This window comes from Pseudomonas sp. NFACC24-1, assembly GCF_900115235.1.
GTDB classification, from domain to species: domain Bacteria; phylum Pseudomonadota; class Gammaproteobacteria; order Pseudomonadales; family Pseudomonadaceae; genus Aquipseudomonas; species Aquipseudomonas fluorescens_AA.
The window spans coordinates 148,619-168,433 of the sequence record NZ_FOVS01000004.1 but is presented as its reverse complement, the minus strand read 5'-3'; the positions used below and the strand labels follow the sequence as shown (position 1 = coordinate 168,433).

Here is a 19,815-nt window from a genome sequence, read left to right as displayed (position 1 = left end):
CAATCATACTCCAATAAAAGGGCATCAAATGATGCCTCTAACTGAGTACCTCCAGTTTGTCTTCTATGGCTTTGCGGGATCACCCTCTGAGGACGCTGGCCATCCTTGCTGCTTGGCCAACTCTTCAAGTGCAGCTGGAGAATGGGCCTGCGCATTATGGATTGTCGAGTGAACCTCGGGATTGACTGCGACCATGTTATTTGGGTCAACGCTTTTGCGTGGTTGATCCGCGACTCGCTCCTTGTGGTGGACTTCAGCGTTCGGCTGCAACGGCTGACCAGATAGGCATCCGGTCGCTTCCTGTTTCACAACTTTTTTGACAGCAGGCATAGTCTTCTCATTCCGGGACTCAAGCACGAGTCGCCGAACCTCAAGCTCAGGGTTATCTCGGGCAGTGTTTAAGCAGGCCTCGGAATATTTTAGCCCTTGCAACTGCTGGGCGTCCCTAGGCTCTTGAATCCGTCGCGACAGCTCTTGGTTGATTGGCGCGCTCTTGACGTAATGGTCATTGCCGTTCTCCATTTTTTGTTCAGGCGGGAGGTTAGCAACTACCAAGTTGGCGCCAGCCTGATCTGTCTGAAGTAGCGTCTTGAGGCAATTTTTGTTGATCAATAGCTCGCCTTCAGGCGTATAGACAACATGAGTCTTTACTGCTTTTTGAATACGCGTGGCTGCTTTCGGATCGACCAGATCTGATGGTTCTGGAAGATTAAGATTCAAGGCCGATACCGGGAAAATGACTGGGGATTTATTGTTATTATCACTCATCGTCATCAGCTCCCACGTAGGTTATTTCCTCGTACAGTTTCGTGAGTGCCTTAAAGGCTTCGCTGTCACCATTGGTCTTATCGGGATGCACTATGTTGGCCAGTCTTCTGAACCATCGCTTGGCAGCCTCATGATCACGGAAGTACTCATCTTTGACCTCAAGGAAGTCATTCCTTGTCTTTCCAGTAAGCATGGTCAGGAAGAAAATGACCTCAGCCTGTCGGCTGACAAAGTGACCAGAGTGGGGGGGGCTCCAGGGCTGTACTCTCATAACATAGGGCATCAGCTCCTCATAGCTCTGTGCTTGAACCTTGAATGGGCTAGCGAACTGTTCAAGGGCGAGCCTTACCTCTTCGACCGTACCGAGCGCCTCAAGCTGCTCCGGAGAATCAATGTTTGCGAAATTCATGTTGGAGTCACCTGTAGTGTGGCCGGAAAAAAATCCCGTAAGAACGAGTAGAAACAATCCTCGCCGTGGCTGCTGTTCTTCAGCTGTTGGCGCTTCGTCAGACTAGGGCTTCAGGCTGGTGGCTCCTCGATCACCAACCCATTTGACTAATTCTTCGACTGCGGCCCGCAAAGCGTCTTTGTTATGGCTCAGACGCTCAAGGACTTCAGCTGCTGTCCGTAGCTCTTTCATGAATAGCGTGCCTTGATGAGGTTTGAGGCAGAGGTTTTACCACGGTTTTCTAGCTTTAAGATGTAGAACGTGAGCATCCAGCCATCAGTCTCAACGCTCATCTGGCCGCAGTAGATTTCAGGCCAAGACCATGGCGAACGCCTTATAGACGTCAGCTTTGTGAGGGCGGCAATGTAGCGGAGGTCGGGATAAACACATCGTTTAACATAATATACATTATGTGTAGCCAATGATCAGCCCAGGTGACGCCCTGTGCAGGCTTTTTCGCTGTGCTGCCGCTGTCGGCCACGACGGTAAATGCGGCGCCTTACCAGGTTCTGGCTGAACGAATGGCTCACGCTTTGAGGCCAGTTCAGCATGCTGACGACGACCTGTCAGCCACGGGTTAAAACTTCCATACGCGACAGCGACTCTGAACTTCGTTAATTGGCAAAAGCTTCCTGGAACATCAGGTTGCCGATATCTCCAAGGAGACATGTCGACACACCGTTCTCATCAGTCTCCCTTGTCAGATCCTGTAATAAATCGTCCCGTATGAAGTATTGGAAACCGTTGTAGGATTTCTTCCCCAATCATTTCCAGGTCTGTATGAACACCCTCCAGGAACCTCCCAGTCGCCTTTCAAAGAATCGTTTTCTCTCCTGTGCCCCAGCGGCCTGCATACGCTCGTTGCAGCCCCGGGCCCTCGCATTGACCGTCCGAGGGAGCGAATAATCCATGGAATGGATCGTTGACCCCACGGCATGGCTGGGCCTGCTGACGTTGATCGTGCTGGAGCTGGTGCTCGGCATCGATAACCTGGTATTCATCGCCATCCTGGCCGACAAACTTCCGCCCGAGCAGCGCGACCGTGCCCGTATCATCGGCCTGTCCCTGGCGTTGCTGATGCGCCTTGGCCTCCTCGCCAGCATCTCCTGGATGGTGACGTTGACCAACCCGCTGTTCGAGGTCTTCGGCAAGACGTTCTCGGGCCGGGATTTGATCATGCTATTCGGTGGTGTGTTCCTGTTGTTCAAGGCGACCATGGAGTTGCATGAACGACTCGAGGGCCACGTGGCGCAACGTTCCGGCAATGCCGCCTATGCGCTGTTCTGGCCTATCGTTGCGCAGATTGTGGTGCTGGACGCGGTCTTTTCCCTGGATGCGGTGATCACGGCCGTGGGGATGGTGGAGCACCTGTCGGTCATGATGATCGCGGTGATGTTCTCGATCGGCTTGATGATGATCGCGAGCAAGCCGCTGACAAAATTCGTCAACGGCCACCCTACCGTCATCATGCTGTGCTTGGGCTTCCTGATGATGATCGGCTTCAGCCTGACGGCTGAAGGACTGGGCTTCCACATCCCAAAAGGCTACTTGTACGCCGCGATTGGTTTCTCGATCCTGATCGAGCTGTTCAACCAGTTGGCGCGCTCGCGTCGCAAGAAAAGCCTGCAAGGTCTTCGACCGATGCGCGAGCGTACTGCCCATGCGGTGTTGCGCCTGCTGGGCGGTCAGAAGCTGGGGGCCGATGAAGTCGGCGAGGACATCGCCGACATGCTGGAAGGCGATGAGCCGGAGCAGGTTTTCCATCGGCGCGAACGGGTCATGATCAGTGGCGTGCTGCAATTGGCCGAGCGCCCGATACGCAGCGTGATGACGCCTCGTGCGCAAATTGACCACCTTGACGTGACAGACGCTCCGCAAGAAATCCGTACGGCATTGATGCACTCTTCTTACTCGCGTTTGCCGTTGATCCGCGAAGGGCGCGTGGATGAGCCGCTAGGCTTTGTCCATAAGAAAGAACTGCTCAAGGAAATACTGGCGGGCAATCAGCCGAACCTGGAAGTCATGGCACGCAAAGCCATCAACCTGCTCGACAGCTTCACGATCCTCAATGCACTGGAGCAAATGCGTAAAGAGTCGACCCACATCGCGTTCGTGGTGAACGAGTTCGGCGACTTCGTCGGCCTCCTCACCATGACTGACATCCTGGAATCCATTGCAGGTGAACTGCCGGATGCCAGTGAAATCGAAGGCCCGAACATTGTTCCCCAGCAAGAAGGTTTCCTGGTCAGCGGCGCCCTGAATCTCAGTCAGGTCCGCGAACATATCGGCTTCCAGGCGAAAGCGACAGAGGATTACCAGACGCTGGCTGGTTTGGTGATGAGCCTGCTGGATCGCTTACCGATCATTGGCGACACGCTCAGTTGCCAAGGATGGAGCATGACCGTGATGGAGGTTGAAGAACGTCGAGTGACCAGGGTGCTGTTGCGTAAGGAATAAGCACAGAGATGCAATTGAAAGGAGCCATGACGGTGAGTGTCGATATCGATTGCGTAGTCGTGGGTGCGGGTGTCGTCGGTCTTGCCGTCGCGCGCGAAATGGCCTTGGCAGGTCATGAGGTGCTGGTGATTGAAGCCGGAGAAGCGATTGGTATTGGCACAAGCTCGCGTAACTCCGAGGTGATCCATGCCGGGATCTACTACCCGCCCGGCAGTCTTAAGGCCCAGTTGTGCGTCGAGGGCAGGCATGCACTCTATGCCTACTGCGATAGCCATGGCGTCAGCACCCGTAAAACAGGAAAGCTGATCGTCGCCAAGGATGAAGCGCAAGTTCGCCAACTGGAAGTCTTGCTCGAGCGAGGACGGATGAATGGCGTGGAGGATCTACGCCTGCTCGATCGTGATCAGGCCCTCGCGCTGGAGCCTGCGCTTGAATGCATCGCAGCGTTGTATTCGCCGTCGACCGGCATCGTCGATTCCCATGCGTTGATGTTGGCGTTGCAGGGCGATGCTGAAGCGATGGGCACCACCATCGCGTTCTACTCGCCCCTGATCAGCGCCCGGGTCACCGCTAACGGTTTCCTTCTCAATGTCGCAGGGGCGGCACCGATGGCGCTGTCCTGCCGCCTGCTGATCAACGCGGCCGGCCTTAAAGCGCCTGCATTAGCCAGGCGCATGGAGGGCTTGGCGCAACAAACGGTACCCCGGGATTACCTGTGCAAAGGCAGCTACTTCAGCCTGGCCAAGCGTGCGCCCTTCACACATCTCATCTACCCCGCACCGGAGGCCGCCGGCCTCGGGGTTCACATGACCGTGGACCTGGGCGGCCAAGCGCGTTTCGGCCCGGACACTGAATGGGTCGAGACCGAGGACTATCAGGTCGATCCATCGCGGGCCAATGCCTTCTATGCAGCGATTCGCAGCTACTGGCCCGGTTTATCGGACAACAGCTTGCAACCCGGGTACAGCGGGATTCGCCCGAAAATTTCCGCACCAGGCGAACCTGCCAGCGACTTTCTCATCAGCAGTGAACGGCTGCATAACGTTCCGGGATTGATCAATCTGTTCGGGATCGAATCGCCCGGGTTGACCTCTTGCCTTGCCATTGCCAAGCGGGTTCGGGCGCTGCTTGAACGCTAGCCACCGCGGGCCGCCTGGCTCGGGACTGCGCAGGTCATTACTCCTGCAGCTTGCGCAACTCACCGCCCTCCTTCTTCAAACGCTCCTGATACGCGCTGGCGTCCAACAGTTGATAAGGGAAATAAAGCCCTGGCGGAGTCGGTGGTTGGCCGTCCAACCCGAGCAGCCGTTCCAGAGTCATGGCGACGCTCAGGCCAGTCAAGGGCGCAGCGCCTGCCGGGTGGATGATCGCATGACGTGTATGCAGCGGTTCGCCCTTGAGGTCATCGCCAACCAGTTCAATGATGATCTCGGTGGACATCGGCCTACCCTGGCGTCGGCTTGAGCTCACCGCGGTGGCCATGTTGAACTGGACATTCGGTGCACCCGTCGCCGCCGCCAGGCCAACGACATCAATGGACGAGAAGCCCCAAGCCTCGATTTGCGTACCATCCACCGCATGGAATCTGGCCTTGGACTCCTCCCCTTCGCGCCAGACGAACACATCGTCGCGTCGTGTCAGCGCGGCAGGCAGCATTTTGTTCAAGTGTTCAAAGTCGGTGGCGACGGTCGGGCCGCCGGTGTCCTGCTCATCGACCAGCGCGTTGATACGGATATCGTGGACTCGGCTGAATGCCTGGGCAATGCTCAGTGTCGACACTGTTGTCGCGCCTGCCATCCATTCGTAACCCAGGACAATGGGCGAGGCATCAGGCCTGTGCATGTACATCCCGATTTCCGGCGCGATCTCGAAAACACCGGAGGAAATGCTGAGATGCGGCACGCCGCGTTTCTGCGCAAACCGCAACCCGGCAATAGCGTGGTCCATATAAAAGACCACGACGGCGCTGATCGGGCGATCGCCGAGGCCCAGGTCGTCTGCGGCGGAATCAATCACCACGCCCTGCGCCCGGCCAATGTGCTCCGCGGCACGCTGAGCCTTGGCAAGGTCGCGACCACCGATCAACAAGGGGACGTCGGGATGAGCGGCGCGCAGCGCCCGGGCGGTGTGGTGGCCAATGGCGCCAGAACCGCCCATTAGCAAGATAGGATCAAGTGACATAGTGTGTTCTCCTTGCCTCTGGTTTAAACCTACTTTCAGTAGGTAAGCTAGCACAACATCACGCACTTCAACCTACCATTGGTAGGTTTTTATCAACCAGGAACGAAAACGTGCAGAACAACACTGAGCAAAGCGCTATCAGCTCCCCTCCTCGCCGGCTTTCGAAAGCCGAACGGCGGCGACAGTTGCTGGATACCGCGTTATTGATCGTGCGCGAGGAAGACGCGGATCGCTTGACCTTGGGGCATCTGGCCGTTCGCGCCGGCGTATCCAAACCGGTGGTCTACGATCATTTCGGCACCCGCTCGGGCCTGTTGATCGAGCTCTACAAGTGGATCGATACCGAGCGGGTCACCGCTTTCCGTGACGCCATGTCCAAGACTGCGCGGAGCCTGGAAGAGACGGCGCTAGTCCTGGCCAGCGCCTACATTCATTGCGCGGCCGATAACACCGACGAATTCCATGCCGTGGGTGCAGCCCTGGCGGGCAGCGAGGAGAAGGCGGCGGTGTTCCAGGAGCTTCTGGATAACTGTGTGCAGATGTTCATGTCTGTGCTCGAACCTCATACGACGTGGTCAGCGGACGAACTCGAGCGATGCTGCATTGGCCTGGTTGGCGCGGGAGAAGCCCTGTCCGGCGCGTTGGTACGGGGGCGGCATGGCGAAGACGAGGTCATTGAGGCATTCGCTTTACTGATCCGCAGTGTCACTGTTGCTATCAGATAAGCCCGGACTGTAACTGACGCCCTCCTCGCCCTTCGCTTACTGTCGTGGCTCATCCCACGGAGTGATCCCGATGCCGGATACCGCCAATCTCTACCTGTTCGTGGTCGCTGTCGTGCTTCTGCTGATCGTCCCGGGGCCCAACATGGCCTTTGTCACCAGTCATGCATTGGCCCACGGCTGGCGTGCCGGCGTCGCGGCCGCCCTCGGCATTGCCTTTTCGGACGCGCTGATGACGCTGATGGTCAGTGCTGGCATCGGCGCGCTGGTCATGAGCTGGGCGCCAGCGTTCGACGTGCTACGCCTGGCCGGGGCCGGCTATCTGCTGTGGCTGGCCTGGCAAGCACTGAGAACGCCGGCAGCGACGCAGGATAGCCAGCTTCAGGCGGCTTCGCTGTGGAAAATTTTCTGCCGAGGTGCCCTCAACAGCCTCTTGAATCCCAAGGCGCTGTTGTTCTTCATGGTGTTCCTGCCCCAGTTCGTCAACGTCAAGGCTGGCGGCGTGAGCCTGCAGTTGATCTTCCTCGGAGCCTTGCTGGCACTGATTGCTCTGGTCTTCCATATGCTGCTGGGTGTTTGCGCCGCACAGCTCAGGGCAAAACTGGCAAGCGGCGGGATTTCAAGACGCCTGGGCACCTATGGTTTTGCCGGGGTCATGGCAGCGCTGGCGGCACGCCTGTTGTTTCTTGAGCGACCACTTTGACCTGCGACGCCCCTGCGCCAGCCGTTGTCCTATGCTTACTCGACCTATTGCCGGAGCTGGATCGATGTCGCTCTCCGAAACCACCCTCCTCCAAAGCTGGCACCACAATGCCCAAGCCTGGATCGAAGCCATCCGCACCGGCGCCATCGAAAGCCGTCAGACGGTCACCGACCAGGCCATGCTGCTGGCGGTACTGAGCCGTCAGCCCGAGCGCGTGCTGGATCTGGGTTGTGGCGAAGGTTGGTTGTTGCGGGCGTTGGCTGAACGGGGCGTCGAGGCGGTGGGTGTGGATGGCGACGCGACCTTGGTCGATGCGGCCCGGGCGTCGGGATCCTCGCCGGTGCATCTGGCAAGCTATGAAGCACTGGTAGAGACGAAGGTGGACGTCGGCAGCGGCTACGACCTGGTCTGCGCCAACTTCGCCCTGTTGCATCAGGACATCATCCCGCTGCTCGCCGCCATGAACGCTTTACTCAGCCCTGGCGGTGCACTGGTGATCCAGACGTCGCATCCCTGGACCGTGGCGGCGGGTAATTATCAGGACGGCTGGCGGGAAGAGACCTTCGATGGGTTCAAAGGCCAATGGCAGCCGATGCCGTGGTACTTCCGCACCTTGTCCAGTTGGCTCAATGCCTTGGACATGGCGGGTTTCCGACTGGTGGGAATGCAGGAGCCGCAGCACCCGCAAAGCCCGGTGCCGCAGTCACTGCTTCTGGTGGCCGAGCAATCCCCGTCATGGCGTTAGCGACTCGACGGTCCCCCCCTTCGGTGTTACCGGAATATCTTTACCACAGCGCCAGCGTATAGCTGACGATCAGCCGATTCTCATCCAGGTCATTGCCAAAATTCGAGCGCACCGTCGCGTTGCGCCATTTCAAGCCCAGGCCCTTCAACGTGCCGTCTTGCACCACATAGGCAATGTCCGTGTTGCGCTCCCATTCCTTGCCTTCGCCTGCGGTGCTGCGCTGGACGTTGTCGCCAGTGATGTATCGAGTCATGAAGGTCAGCCCGGGCACGCCAATCGCCGCGAAGTTGTAGTCATAACGCGCTTGCCAGGAACGCTCGTCGATGTTGGCGAAGTCGCCGATCTGCACGAAGTTGACCAGGTACGGATCGCTGCGGCCGATGTAGGGAAACGGATTGTCGCCGCTCATGCGCTGGTAGCCCAGGCCCACGGCATGGCCCGCCAGGCTGTAGGTGAACAAGGCGCCGAAGGCCTGGTTGTCGAGATCGCGGAAGCTGCCGTCTTCGGTGCTGCGAGAATAACGCACGTCACTCTTGAATGACTGGCCTGCGCCCAGGTCCAGGGTATGGACGAACCCGAGGTAGTTTTGCTGGTAAATATCCTGCAACTGGCTATAGCGGTATTGTGCCGTAAGGTTCGGCAGGAACTGATAGTCCGCCCCGGCGAACTGGAACTGGTCACTGCTGCCACCGATGCGGTTGGCGGTCATGTCCTGGTAGTCGGTGGAGTCGACAAAGTTGATCTGCGTGAATTGCCCAGCGGTCAGCTTCAAACGATCGACTTCCTGCACGCTCAGCAACCCACCCTTGAACGTTCCCGGTAACAGACGCGTGTCGTTGGAACTCACCGCCGGGTCCTTGATCTGCAACGTCCCCAGTTTCAAGGTGCTATTGGACAGGCGCACCTTGGCGGTCAGGCCCAATTCGCCATAACGGTCCTGGGAACCGCCAGACAAATCCGCCGGCAACAGATTGGTGCCAGCCGTGCCGCCGCCGGAGTCCAGCTTGAAACCGGCCATGCCCAAGGCATCGAGGCCGAAACCCACAGTCCCGGCGGTGTATCCCGATTCCATCCGCAGCAGGAAGCCCTGGGCCCATTCCTCGGCCTTGTCCCGCGCCCCTTCCTGGCGAAAGTCGCGGTTGAAGTAGAAGTTGCGGGCCTCCAGGCTGCCTTTGCTGTCGGCGATGAAGTCAGCCTGGGCGCATGGCACGCCGATCAGGCTCAGGCCGAGCAAGGTGCCCGCCGAGGTGCAGGTCCATCGAGGGAATGTGGCATGTTGCATGGCGCGCTCCTTTTATGGGCGCGAGCGAACCCACCAGGGGCTGTGCGCACGCCTCGTTATTGTTGTCATGGGGATACCGGCGCAGTGGGGCTGCGTCGTGGAGCGGATTCTTGGTGCCGGATCCGCGCAGCGTCAAACGGGAAAAAAGCCGGATCGGGCATAAGAAAATTTGATGCGCCCGATAGCCCGATCTGGAGTAACAATTGCAATCATAAGAACCAAACGCCCCCCAGAGAGCCTTCATGAACCTCAAATTCCTCGAAACCTTCGTCTGGGTCGCTCGGCTGCAAAGCTTCAGCCTCACCGCCGAGAAAATGTTCAGCACCCAGGCGGCGATCTCCAGCCGGATCGCGTCACTGGAAGAGGAACTGGGCCTGCGCCTGTTCGTGCGGGATTCGCGCGGGGTCTCGCTGACACCCGAAGGCCTCAAGGTGCTCGACTACGCGCAACAGATGCTCGACGTCCAACGGGCGTTGAAGCAATCACTGGACACCAGCACGCCGCAGCAAGGCCTGGTGCGCATCGGCGTGATGGATACGGTGATCCATACCTGGCTCAGCCCATTGATGTCGATGCTGATGCAGGCCTTCCCCGCCGTGGAAATCGAAATCACCGCCGATGCCGCACGCAACCTCTGTGAGCAATTGCAGAAAGGCTACCTGGACATCGTGTTCCAGACCGATCTGGTGCGCCACGAAAGCGTGCGCAACCTGGAACTGGGGCACTATCCCATGCACTGGATCGCCGCCAGCCAATCGATCTATGCCCGACCCTATGGGTCGTTGGTGGAGATGGCCAGCGAGCGCATCATCACCTTCGTCAAGCATTCGCGCCCGCATCAAGACGTGCTGAATCTGCTGTACGCCCATGGCGTGAGTGCGCCGCGGGTCAGTTGCGTCAATTCGGTCTCGGCCATGACCCGGCTGATTCGTGACGGTTTCGGCATCGGGGCCTTACCGGCCGCACTGGTGACCAAGCCCCTGGCCAGCGGCGAATTGATCCAGCTCGAACCCGGCACCGCCCTGCCCCAACTGGACGTCGTTGCGTCCTGGCGCGCCGGCGTCGGCCTGGAGTTGATCGAGAGCATCGTCCAGATGAGCCGCCAGGTGGTCAGCCAATACGCTGTCGATATCGGGCCCTTGCGCATGGTGGCCGCCCCTGGCCTGAACAGCCAGGCGCCGCTCGAATAACTTTTAGTTGTCGCGGGGTACCAATATTCCTTGTTGGACGTCCTCACCACGCTGTTCTCAAAGTAGCGAACGAACACTTGGAGACCCCGTGATGACGTCCTTCGAACAACTGCAGCAATGCACGCCTCTCGTCCTGCGCCAAAGCATCGCCGCCGGCCAGTACCAGGGCCATACCAGCGGCCTGGGCCAGGGTTGCGTGCAAGCCAATATCGTGATTCTGCCCGGCGACTGGGCCAATGAGTTCCTGCGCTACTGCACCCTCAACCGCCAGGCCTGCCCGGTGCTTGACGTGACCGAGCCAGGGGATCCGTTCTTCCGCAACCTGGGCGCGGCCATCGATATCCGTCATGAAGTGCCTCAATACCGGGTCTATCGCCACGGCAAATTGAGCGAATCGCCGGTGGACATCGAACACCTGTGGCAGGACGACCTGGTGGCCTTCGCCCTCGGTTGCTCGTTCTCCTTCGAACAACCCTTGCTGGAGGCCGGCATCCGTTTGCGGCACATTGAACTGGGGCGCAATGTCGCGATGTTCCAGACCAACATCGACACGCGCCCCACCGCCCGCCTGTCTGGCAAGATGGTGGTGACCATGCGGCCGATGAAAGCCGCCGCTGCCATCCAGGCGATCCAGATTACCGGGCGTATGCCCAATGTCCACGGCGCCCCGGTGCACATCGGCGATCCTTCACTGATCGGCATTCAATCCCTGGCCACGCCGGACTACGGCGATGCCGTACCGGTGGAAGCGGACGAGATCCCAGTGTTCTGGGCCTGCGGCGTGACGCCTCAATCGGTGGTCCAGGCCTCGCGCCCACCGCTGTGCATCACCCATGCCCCGGGCTGCATGCTGGTGACGGACTTATGTAACAGTGATTTGTAGGCCTCGAACGAGGCTGCTTTGCGACTTGAAGGGATACACGATGAATACTGCTCAGTTCTCGATTCAACAGTACATCCGTGCCAAGGACGGCAACCGCCCGCACCTGCTGGACCAGGCCTTTACAGCGGCGGCTATTCTGGACATGGTCGTGCACACCGGCGCCATCACGTTTCCCGACCACGTTGAAGGCCGTGCCGCATTTGGACGAATTGCTAGAGGTAGTCCGCTGCTTGGCTAATACCGGAGCGGTGAAGAAAATGAAGCCAGCCTAGGCAATTGTGGCGAGGGGATTTCTCTGTGGGAGCAAAGCTTGCTCGCGATGCAAAGGCCTCGGTTCCTAGGGAGATCGCGTCATCTTCATCGCGGGCAAGCCTTGCTCCCACCGGGTGGGGTTACTCCCGTCGCCACTGTTTCTATGCTCCCATGACTGTTCCAAGGAGCCGCCCCCAGTGAACATCAAGTTTCTCGAAACCTTCGTCTGGGTGGCCCGCCTGAAGAGCTTTCGCCTCACCGCGGAAAAGCTGTTCACCACCCAGGCCTCCATTTCCAGCCGGATCGCCGCCCTGGAAGACGAAATGGGCGTGCGCCTGTTCGTGCGCGATTCCAAAGGGGTGTCGTTGACCTCCGAGGGCCAGCGCGTGCTGGAATACGCCGAGCGCATCATGGACACCATGCAAAGCATGAAAGCCGTGATCAAGGACCCGCGCCAGGTGCGCGGCCGGATCCGCATCGGCGCGATGGATACGGTGATCCACACCTGGCTCAGTCCCTTGGTGACCCGCCTGATGGAATGCTACCCGGCCCTGGAAATCGAACTGTCGGCCGACACCGCGAGCAACCTCTGCTCACAGCTGGAAAAAGGCTACCAGGACATCATTTTCCAGACCGACATCCTGCGCCTGGACAGCGTACGCAATGCCTTGCTGACCCGTTATCCGATGCACTGGGTGGTGCGCACCGGCTCCGCCTATGACCGAGCCTATGGGTCACTGGAAGATCTGTCCCAGGAACGCATCGTGACATTTTCACGCAACTCACGACCCCACCAGGACATCCTCAACCTGCTGCACTCGGCCAACATCGTCTCGCCACGCATCAACTGCGTGAACTCGGCCTCGGCGATCACCCGCCTGGTTCGCGACGGCTTTGGCATCGGCGCCATGCCCGCGGCGCTGGTGGTCGGCGAACTGGCCCAGGGCACACTGACTTTGGTGGAGGGCGTGCCGCTGCCATCGGTCATGGACATCGTCGCCAGTTGGCGGACCGGCGCCGGAATGGAGCGGGTGGAAGACATCGTCAGCCTGACCCGGGAAGTGGTCGGCGAGTTCGTCGCGCAATTGCCAGTCGCATACCGGTTGGCGGGGCAAGACTTCCGCGGGCTGTAAGTGAACTGCAACATCCCCGACTTATTCTGAACCAAGCGCACTGCGGCGAACGCTGGTTGTGCATGTCGCTTGCTCGGAATGATCCAGGGAATCCGCCATGAAGATCAGTGTATTCGGAAGTGGTTACGTAGGGTTGGTGCAAGCCGCCGTGTTGGCCGAGGTGGGTCATGACGTGGTGTGCATGGACATCGACGAGCGTAAGGTCGACAGCCTTCGGCAAGGCCAGGTGAGTATTTTCGAACCCGGCCTGGCTGCGCTGGTGCGCGAAGGGCTGGAGACCGGGCGTTTGCACTTCACCTGTGATGAACAGCTTGCCGTGCAACACGGCCAGGTGCTGTTTATCGCGGTGGGCACGCCCTCCCGGGACGATGGCAGTGCCGATCTGAGTCAGGTGCTGGCCGTTGGCGAGGCCGTCGCGCGCTACCGCGAGCAACCGCTCATCGTGGTGGAGAAGTCCACCGTGCCGGTGGGCACCGGTGACGTTTTGCGGGCGCACATCGACAAATGCCTGCTCAAGGCCAGTCGCTTGCTGCAGTTCGATATCGTCTCCAACCCCGAATTCCTCAAGGAGGGCTCGGCCGTCGCCGATTGCCGGCGTCCGGATCGCATCGTGATCGGCTGCGAGCGCGATGAAGTGCGCGAAACCATGCGCGACCTGTACGCACCCTTCAACCGCAACCACGACCGGGTCCTGTTCATGGACCTGCGCAGCGCCGAGCTGACCAAATACGCGGCCAACGGCATGCTGGCGACCAAGATCAGCTTTATCAACCAGATCGCCGAACTGGCCGAACACCTGGGGGCCGACATCGAGTCCGTGCGCCTGGGCATCGGCGCCGACTCGCGCATCGGCTACCACTTCATTTACCCGGGATGCGGCTACGGCGGTTCGTGCTTTCCCAAGGACATGCGCGCCCTGATCCACACCGCCGAGCAGGCTCACTGTTCCAGTGACCTGCTGCAAGCGGTGGAAGCCATCAACGGTCGGCAGAAACACAAGCTGTTCGAGCGGATCAACGCGTTCTACCAGGGCGACCTGCGCGGCAAGACCTTCGCACTGTGGGGCCTGGCCTTCAAACCCAACACCGACGACATGCGCGATGCGCCGAGCCGCACCCTGCTGGAGTCGCTCTGGGCTGCGGGAGCCAGTGTCCGCGCCTTTGACCCCGAGGCGATGCAGCAGACGCAACTGCTCTATCCCGACGAAACCCGACTCATGCTGATGGGCACGCCGGAATCGGTGTTGCCAGGGGCCGATGCGCTGGTCATCTGCACCGAATGGCAGCCTTTCAAGGCACCGGACTTCGACTTGATCCGGCAGCGACTCAAGGCCCCGGTGATTTTCGACGGGCGCAACCTGTTCGACCCGGAACGCATGGCCGACAAGGGCTTTACCTATTTTCCGATGGGCCGCGGCCAGTCACGCAACCTGCCCATTGCCCAGCAAACGTGGTTCCCCGCCTCAAGAAGCGCTTGAGCCTGACCGTTACCTCAAAATTAATGCACTCAACCAGCATTAATATGAATTTGTAAGCAAGGGTTGTGACCGGCACACTGTGCACCGTTCCTCCCCCGACTGTTGGAACACTTAAAGGGCTTCCTGGGATTTTCCCGTAAGCCCCTTTTTTTGTTCGTTTTTTGGATTCTCGCTAAATGCTTTCTCGCTGGGTCCCCGCCGCTATCAATACCCGTCCCAGCGAATGGAGTCGCGCCGCCATCGGCATGGCGCTGGGGACGATGTCCAGTGTCTGGCTATGTGGCCAGGTCTTTGGCCTTGAGGTGGCGCAACACCTGATCGGCCCCCTCGGCGCTTCGGCCGTGTTGTTGTTTGCCGTGTCCTCGGGCGCCCTCGCCCAGCCCTGGTCGATTGTCGGCGGCTACCTGTGTGCGTCGGTCGTGGCACTGCTGGTGGTCCATGTATTGGGGCGGACGCTGGGCAGCGCCTGCCTGGCGGCCGGCATGGCGCTGGTGTTGATGTGCTGGCTGCGTTGCCTGCACCCACCGGCAGGCGCCCTGGCGGCGACCTTGGTGCTGGCGGATCCGTCCATCGTTGCCCTGGACTGGCAGGCGGTCGGCGCGGCCATGTTGGCCGGCTCCGGGCTACTCGCCTTTGCGCTGGCCTACAACAACCTGACGCGGGTGCGCTATCCCAAGCGCGCCAGCGAACCGGCGGCCGTCATACCGGCTGACCACCCTCCCATCGACCGACAGGCCATCACCGCCGAAGACCTGAAATTGGCCCTGGCGGAAATGGAGGCCTTCTTCGACGTCACCCCGCAAGATCTCGAACAATTGATCCAGGCCAGCGAACGAAATGCCAGGCGCCGCAGCATCGCGGAGGTACTTTCCGGTCGCGGTTGAGCCTGTGGCTGCTATAAATATGCAGACAGGACCTGCACGTATCCCGGTTGTGCAAGGCAAATTTGCACTGGTACGATCCTGAACGGGTACGCGCGACACCATTCGTAAAAAACAATAAAAGCAGGGAGTTAGCGATGACAGCTCAGGTTTCATCCCAAGCTGCGCCAGCCATGGACACCGTGGCCAATGAGGTGCTGGTCGACGTTCGCAATCACATTGGCCATTTGACCCTGAACCGCCCCGCCGGCCTCAATGCCCTCACCCTGGGCATGGTGCGCAGCTTGCAGCAACAACTCGATACTTGGGCACTCGACCCACACATTCGCGCGGTGGTACTGCGTGGCGCGGGCGACAAGGCCTTCTGCGCCGGCGGTGATATCCGCTCGCTGTACGACAGCCACAAGCAGGGCGACACCCTGCATGAAGATTTCTTCGTCGAAGAATACGCCCTCGACCTGACGATCCACCATTATCGCAAACCGATCCTCGCCCTGATGGACGGCTTCGTGCTGGGTGGCGGCATGGGCCTGGTGCAAGGCGCCGACCTGCGGATCGTGACTGAACGCAGTCGCCTGGGCATGCCGGAAGTCGCCATCGGTTATTTCCCGGACGTGGGCGGCAGTTATTTCCTGTCGCGCATTCCCGGTGAGCTGGGGATCTACCTGGGGGTCAGCGGCGTACAGATCCGCGCCGCCGATGCATTGTATTGCGGGCTCGCCGACTGGTACCTCGACAGCCACAAGCTCAAGCAGCTCGACGAGCGTCTCGATCGACTTGAGTGGCACGACATGCCGCTCAAGGACCTGCAAAGCCTGCTGGCCAAACTCGGCCAGCAACAGCTCCCTGCGCCCCCCCTGGCCGATTTGCGGCCGGCCATTGACCATTTCTTTGCCCTGCCCGATGTGCCAAGCATGGTCGAGCAGTTGCGCCAGGTCACCGTCGTCAACAGCCACGAATGGGCGCTGAAGACCGCAGACGTGCTGGACAGTCGCTCGCCCCTGGCCATGGCCGTGACCCTGGAAATGCTGCGGCGCGGTCGGCATCTGAGCCTGGAAGACTGTTTTGCCCTGGAGCTGCACCTGGACCGGCAATGGTTCGAACGCGGTGACCTGATCGAAGGCGTGCGCGCCTTGCTGATCGACAAAGACAAGAACCCGCGCTGGAACCCGCCGACCCTGGAGACGCTGGACGCCGACCATGTGGCGAGTTTCTTCGACGGCTTCGACGACCACAGGAACTGAGCCATGCACGACCTCGAACTGACCGAAGAACAAGTGATGATCCGCGACATGGCCCGGGACTTCGCCCGTGGTGAAATCGCTCCCCATGCCCAGGCGTGGGAAAAAGCCGGCTGGATTGACGACGGCCTGGTGGCAAAGATGGGTGAACTGGGTCTGTTGGGGATGGTGGTACCGGAAGAATGGGGCGGCACCTACGTCGATTACGTGGCCTATGCCCTGGCGGTGGAGGAAATCTCCGCGGGCGACGGTGCCACCGGGGCGCTGATGAGCATCCACAACTCGGTGGGTTGCGGGCCGGTCCTGAATTTTGGCACCGATGAACAGAAACAGACATGGCTGGCCGAACTTGCCAGTGGCCAGGCCATTGGCTGCTTCTGCCTGACCGAGCCCCAGGCCGGTTCCGAAGCCCACAACCTGCGCACCCGGGCCGAACTGCGCGATGGCCAGTGGGTGATCAACGGCGCCAAGCAATTCGTCAGCAACGGCAAACGGGCGAAACTGGCCATCGTGTTTGCGGTGACGGACCCGGAGCTGGGCAAAAAAGGCATTTCGGCGTTCCTGGTGCCCACGGATACACCCGGGTTCATCGTCGATCGCACCGAACACAAGATGGGCATCCGCGCTTCGGACACCTGCGCGGTCACCTTGAGCAATTGCACCGTCCCCGAGGCCAACCTGCTGGGCGCCCGAGGCAAAGGCCTGGCCATCGCTTTGTCCAACCTGGAAGGCGGTCGCATCGGCATCGCGGCGCAAGCCTTGGGCATCGCCCGCGCGGCGTTCGAAGCGGCGCTGGCCTACGCACGCGATCGCGTCCAGTTCGACAAGCCGATCATCGAGCACCAGAGCATCGCCAACCTGCTGGCCGACATGCACACCCGCATTAACGCCACCCGCCTGCTCATCCTCCACGCCGCCCGCCTGCGCAGCGCCGGCAAGCCGTGCCTGTCGGAAGCCTCCCAAGCCAAGCTGTTTGCCTCGGAAATGGCCGAGAAGGTTTGCTCCTCGGCCATACAGATTCACGGTGGGTACGGGTACCTTGAGGATTACCCAGTAGAACGCTATTACCGCGACGCGCGGATTACCCAGATCTATGAAGGGTCGAGCGAGATCCAGCGAATGGTCATCGCCCGGGAGTTGAAACACTACCTGGTGTGATGGCTGGAAAAAGCATCGCGAGCAAGCTCGCTCCCACAGTGTCCAGTGGTGTACGCAAATGGCGCGTACACCTGAGATCCACTGTGGGAGCGGGCTTGCTCGCGAAAGCGGTGGGTCAGTCACTTCTATGCTGAATGTGCCGGCGTCTTCGCGGGCAAGCCCGCTCCCACAGGGGCTGGTGGCGTACCCAAATGCTGCGTACACCTCCGACACCCTGTGGGAGCGAGCTTGCTCGCGATGGCGTCAGTCGGAACGCCGCCTTACTTGTCCTGAAACTCCGCCGCGCGCTTGGCCACGAATGCCGCCATGCCTTCTTTCTGATCCTGCGTCGCGAACGCCGCGTGGAATACCCGGCGCTCGAAACGTACGCCTTCGGACAGGCTGACTTCAAACGCACGGTTGACGCTTTCCTTGACCATCATGCTGATGGGCACCGACTTGGAGGCAATCAACGCTGCGGTTTTCAGCGCATCGTCCAGCAGTTCATCGGCCGGTAGGATCCGCGCGACGATACCGCAGCGCTCGGCTTCTACCGCGTCGATAAAGCGCCCGGTCAGGCACATTTCCATGGCCTTGGCCTTGCCCACCGCCCGGGTCAGGCGCTGGGTGCCGCCCATGCCCGGCAGCACGCCGAGGTTGATTTCCGGCTGGCCGAACTTGGCATTGTCGCCGGCCAGGATGAAGTCGCACATCAACGCCAGTTCGCAGCCACCGCCCAAGGCAAAACCGTTCACCGCCGCGATGATCGGCTTGCGGCGGTTGGCCACGCGGTCGCTGTCGCTGAACAGGTCGTCCAGGTAGATCTGCGGGTAGGTCAGCTCAGCCATTTCCTTGATGTCGGCACCGGCGGCGAAGGCTTTTTTCGAGCCCGTCAGCACGATACAACCAATGCTCGGATCCGCCTCCAGGCTATCCAGCGCGTGGTTCAGCTCGCTGACGATCTGCGCATTCAAGGCGTTCAAGGCCTGGGGACGGTTGAGGGTGATCAAGCCGACGCGGTCCTTGATCTCCAATAAAATCGTTTCATAGCTCATGCAGGACTCCTGTTAAACGCTGTATTTGACTCGATGCCCTGTAGGAGCTGCCGAAGGCTGCGATCTTTTCCCGCCAATTGAGTCTTGAACGAAAGCAAAATCAAAAGATCGCAGCCTGCGGCAGCTCCTACTCAAAGATTGCGCGAAATGACCATGCGCTGAATGTCGCTGGTGCCTTCGTAGATCTGGCAGACCCGCACGTCGCGGTAGATGCGCTCCAGCGGGAAGTCGTTGAGGTAACCGTAACCGCCCAGGGTTTGCAACGCCATGGAGCAGACTTTTTCAGCCATTTCCGAAGCGAACAACTTGGCCATGGACGCCTCCACCAAAGCAGGCTGGCCACTGTCCCGCAGGGTGGCGGCGTAGTGCACCATTTGCCGGGCCACGGCGATCTGGGTCGCCATGTCCGCCAGGCGGAACGCCACGGCCTGGTGCTCGATGATCGGTTTGCCGAAACTGGAGCGCTCCCTGGCATAGTCCCGGGCCGCTTCGAACGCGGCGCGGGCCATGCCCACCGCTTGCGCCGCGATGCCCACCCGTCCACCTTCCAGGTTCGCCAGGGCGATCTTGTAGCCCTCACCCTCCTCGCCCAGGCGATTGCCCACCGGCACCTTCACCTCCTCGAAGAGGATCTGGCAGGTATCGGAGGCGTGCTGGCCGAGTTTGTCTTCGACCCGCGCCACGCTGTAGCCCGGTGAATCGGTCGGCACGATGAACGCACTGATGCCACGCTTGCCGGTGTTCGGATCGGTCACCGCAAAGACAATGACCACCCCGGCGCTCTGCCCGGAGGTGATGAACTGCTTGCAACCGTTGAGCACGTAATGATCGCCCTCCAAGCGCGCCCGCGTCTTGAGGCTGCTGGCGTCCGAACCGGCCTGGGGCTCGGTCAGGGCAAACGCGCCGAGCATTGCGCCGCTGGCCAGGGGCGTGAGGAATTTCGCCTTCTGCTCATCGTTGCCGAACTTGAGGATCGGCACGCAGCCCACTGAGTTGTGCACGCTCATGATGGTCGAGCAGGCGCCATCGCCAGCGGCGACTTCCTCCAGGGTCATCGCATAGGCCAGGTAACCGGTGTCACAGCCGCCCCACTGCTCCGGCACCAGCATGCCGAAAAAGCCTAGCTCGGCCATCTCAGCGATGGCTTCCCTGGGGAAACGGTGCTCGCGGTCCCATTCGGCCGCGAACGGTTTCAAGCGTTCCTGGGCGAACTGCCGGGCCATGTCGCGGATTTGGGTCTGTTCTTCAGTCGGGAGCATA

General features: G+C 60.2%; 19 protein-coding genes. 13 read left to right on the top strand and 6 right to left on the bottom strand.

Features of this window, described 5'->3' with window-relative positions:
* Positions 1-63 precede the first annotated feature (63 nt).
* Together BM317_RS06150 and BM317_RS06145 are read right to left on the bottom strand one after the other, a co-directional pair.
* Complete coding sequence (locus tag BM317_RS06150) at positions 64-768, bottom strand: hypothetical protein (protein WP_139197789.1); 705 nt, start codon at positions 766-768, stop codon at positions 64-66.
* Complete coding sequence (locus tag BM317_RS06145) at positions 761-1,177, bottom strand: hypothetical protein (RefSeq protein ID WP_092164494.1); 417 nt, start codon at positions 1,175-1,177, stop codon at positions 761-763. Before BM317_RS06145 ends, BM317_RS06150 begins: the two co-directional genes overlap by 8 nt.
* A gap of 948 nt (positions 1,178-2,125) precedes the next feature.
* Here BM317_RS06145 and BM317_RS06140 point away from each other — a divergent pair.
* Positions 2,126-3,673 carry a TerC family protein gene (locus tag BM317_RS06140; RefSeq protein ID WP_092473509.1) on the top strand — a complete coding sequence of 516 codons (1,548 nt, stop codon included), beginning with the start codon at positions 2,126-2,128 and terminating at the stop codon, positions 3,671-3,673.
* Positions 3,674-3,705: 32 nt separating this feature from the next.
* Positions 3,706-4,812, top strand: a complete 1,107-nt coding sequence (locus BM317_RS06135; protein ID WP_092473606.1) for an NAD(P)/FAD-dependent oxidoreductase — start codon at positions 3,706-3,708, stop codon at positions 4,810-4,812.
* Positions 4,813-4,849: 37 nt separating this feature from the next.
* Here BM317_RS06135 and BM317_RS06130 read toward each other — a convergent pair whose 3' ends face one another.
* Complete coding sequence (locus BM317_RS06130) at positions 4,850-5,854, bottom strand: NAD(P)-dependent oxidoreductase (RefSeq protein ID WP_092473507.1); 1,005 nt, start codon at positions 5,852-5,854, stop codon at positions 4,850-4,852.
* 110 nt (positions 5,855-5,964) lie between these two features.
* Between BM317_RS06130 and BM317_RS06125 the strand changes: the two genes are divergently transcribed.
* From BM317_RS06125 to BM317_RS06115, 3 genes are all read left to right on the top strand, one after another.
* Positions 5,965-6,579, top strand: a complete 615-nt coding sequence (locus tag BM317_RS06125) for a TetR/AcrR family transcriptional regulator (protein WP_170842249.1) — start codon at positions 5,965-5,967, stop codon at positions 6,577-6,579.
* Positions 6,580-6,649: 70 nt separating this feature from the next.
* Complete coding sequence (locus BM317_RS06120; protein ID WP_092473505.1) at positions 6,650-7,279, top strand: LysE family translocator; 630 nt, start codon at positions 6,650-6,652, stop codon at positions 7,277-7,279.
* Positions 7,280-7,343: 64 nt separating this feature from the next.
* Positions 7,344-8,024 (top strand): class I SAM-dependent methyltransferase, encoded by a 681-nt coding sequence (locus BM317_RS06115; protein WP_092473503.1) that lies wholly within the window; start codon positions 7,344-7,346, stop codon positions 8,022-8,024.
* 40 nt (positions 8,025-8,064) lie between these two features.
* On the opposite strand, the gene BM317_RS06110 is transcribed toward BM317_RS06115, so the two are convergent.
* Positions 8,065-9,306, bottom strand: a complete 1,242-nt coding sequence (locus BM317_RS06110) for an OprD family porin (protein WP_092473501.1) — start codon at positions 9,304-9,306, stop codon at positions 8,065-8,067.
* Positions 9,307-9,548: 242 nt separating this feature from the next.
* On the opposite strand from BM317_RS06110, the gene BM317_RS06105 reads away from it, so the two are divergent.
* The 8 genes from BM317_RS06105 (at position 9,549) to BM317_RS06070 (ending at position 17,521) form a co-directional block, all read left to right on the top strand.
* On the top strand, positions 9,549-10,496 hold the full coding sequence (locus tag BM317_RS06105) for a LysR family transcriptional regulator (RefSeq protein WP_092164481.1): 948 nt from the start codon (positions 9,549-9,551) through the stop codon (positions 10,494-10,496).
* 91 nt (positions 10,497-10,587) lie between these two features.
* Positions 10,588-11,379, top strand: coding sequence for a putative hydro-lyase (locus BM317_RS06100; RefSeq protein ID WP_092164479.1), 792 nt, complete (start codon positions 10,588-10,590; stop codon positions 11,377-11,379).
* A 40-nt stretch (positions 11,380-11,419) separates the two neighbouring features.
* A complete protein-coding gene (locus BM317_RS06095) occupies positions 11,420-11,617 on the top strand; it encodes a hypothetical protein (RefSeq protein ID WP_139197788.1) in 198 nt (65 codons plus the stop codon).
* Positions 11,618-11,828: 211 nt separating this feature from the next.
* Positions 11,829-12,764 carry a LysR family transcriptional regulator gene (locus BM317_RS06090; protein ID WP_092164478.1) on the top strand — a complete coding sequence of 312 codons (936 nt, stop codon included), beginning with the start codon at positions 11,829-11,831 and terminating at the stop codon, positions 12,762-12,764.
* 97 nt (positions 12,765-12,861) lie between these two features.
* A complete protein-coding gene (locus tag BM317_RS06085) occupies positions 12,862-14,241 on the top strand; it encodes a UDP-glucose dehydrogenase family protein (RefSeq protein ID WP_092164477.1) in 1,380 nt (459 codons plus the stop codon).
* A 176-nt stretch (positions 14,242-14,417) separates the two neighbouring features.
* Positions 14,418-15,125, top strand: a complete 708-nt coding sequence (locus BM317_RS06080; RefSeq protein WP_092164476.1) for an HPP family protein — start codon at positions 14,418-14,420, stop codon at positions 15,123-15,125.
* Positions 15,126-15,259: 134 nt separating this feature from the next.
* Entirely contained in the window at positions 15,260-16,366 is a 1,107-nt protein-coding gene (locus BM317_RS06075; protein ID WP_092164475.1) for an enoyl-CoA hydratase/isomerase family protein, read from the top strand.
* Positions 16,367-16,369: 3 nt separating this feature from the next.
* Positions 16,370-17,521, top strand: coding sequence for an acyl-CoA dehydrogenase family protein (locus BM317_RS06070; RefSeq protein ID WP_092164474.1), 1,152 nt, complete (start codon positions 16,370-16,372; stop codon positions 17,519-17,521).
* 260 nt (positions 17,522-17,781) lie between these two features.
* Here BM317_RS06070 and BM317_RS06065 read toward each other — a convergent pair whose 3' ends face one another.
* Together BM317_RS06065 and BM317_RS06060 are read right to left on the bottom strand one after the other, a co-directional pair.
* Positions 17,782-18,555 (bottom strand): enoyl-CoA hydratase, encoded by a 774-nt coding sequence (locus tag BM317_RS06065; RefSeq protein ID WP_092164473.1) that lies wholly within the window; start codon positions 18,553-18,555, stop codon positions 17,782-17,784.
* Positions 18,556-18,686: 131 nt separating this feature from the next.
* Positions 18,687-19,814 carry an acyl-CoA dehydrogenase gene (locus BM317_RS06060; RefSeq protein ID WP_092473499.1) on the bottom strand — a complete coding sequence of 376 codons (1,128 nt, stop codon included), beginning with the start codon at positions 19,812-19,814 and terminating at the stop codon, positions 18,687-18,689.
* Position 19,815 lies beyond the last annotated feature (1 nt).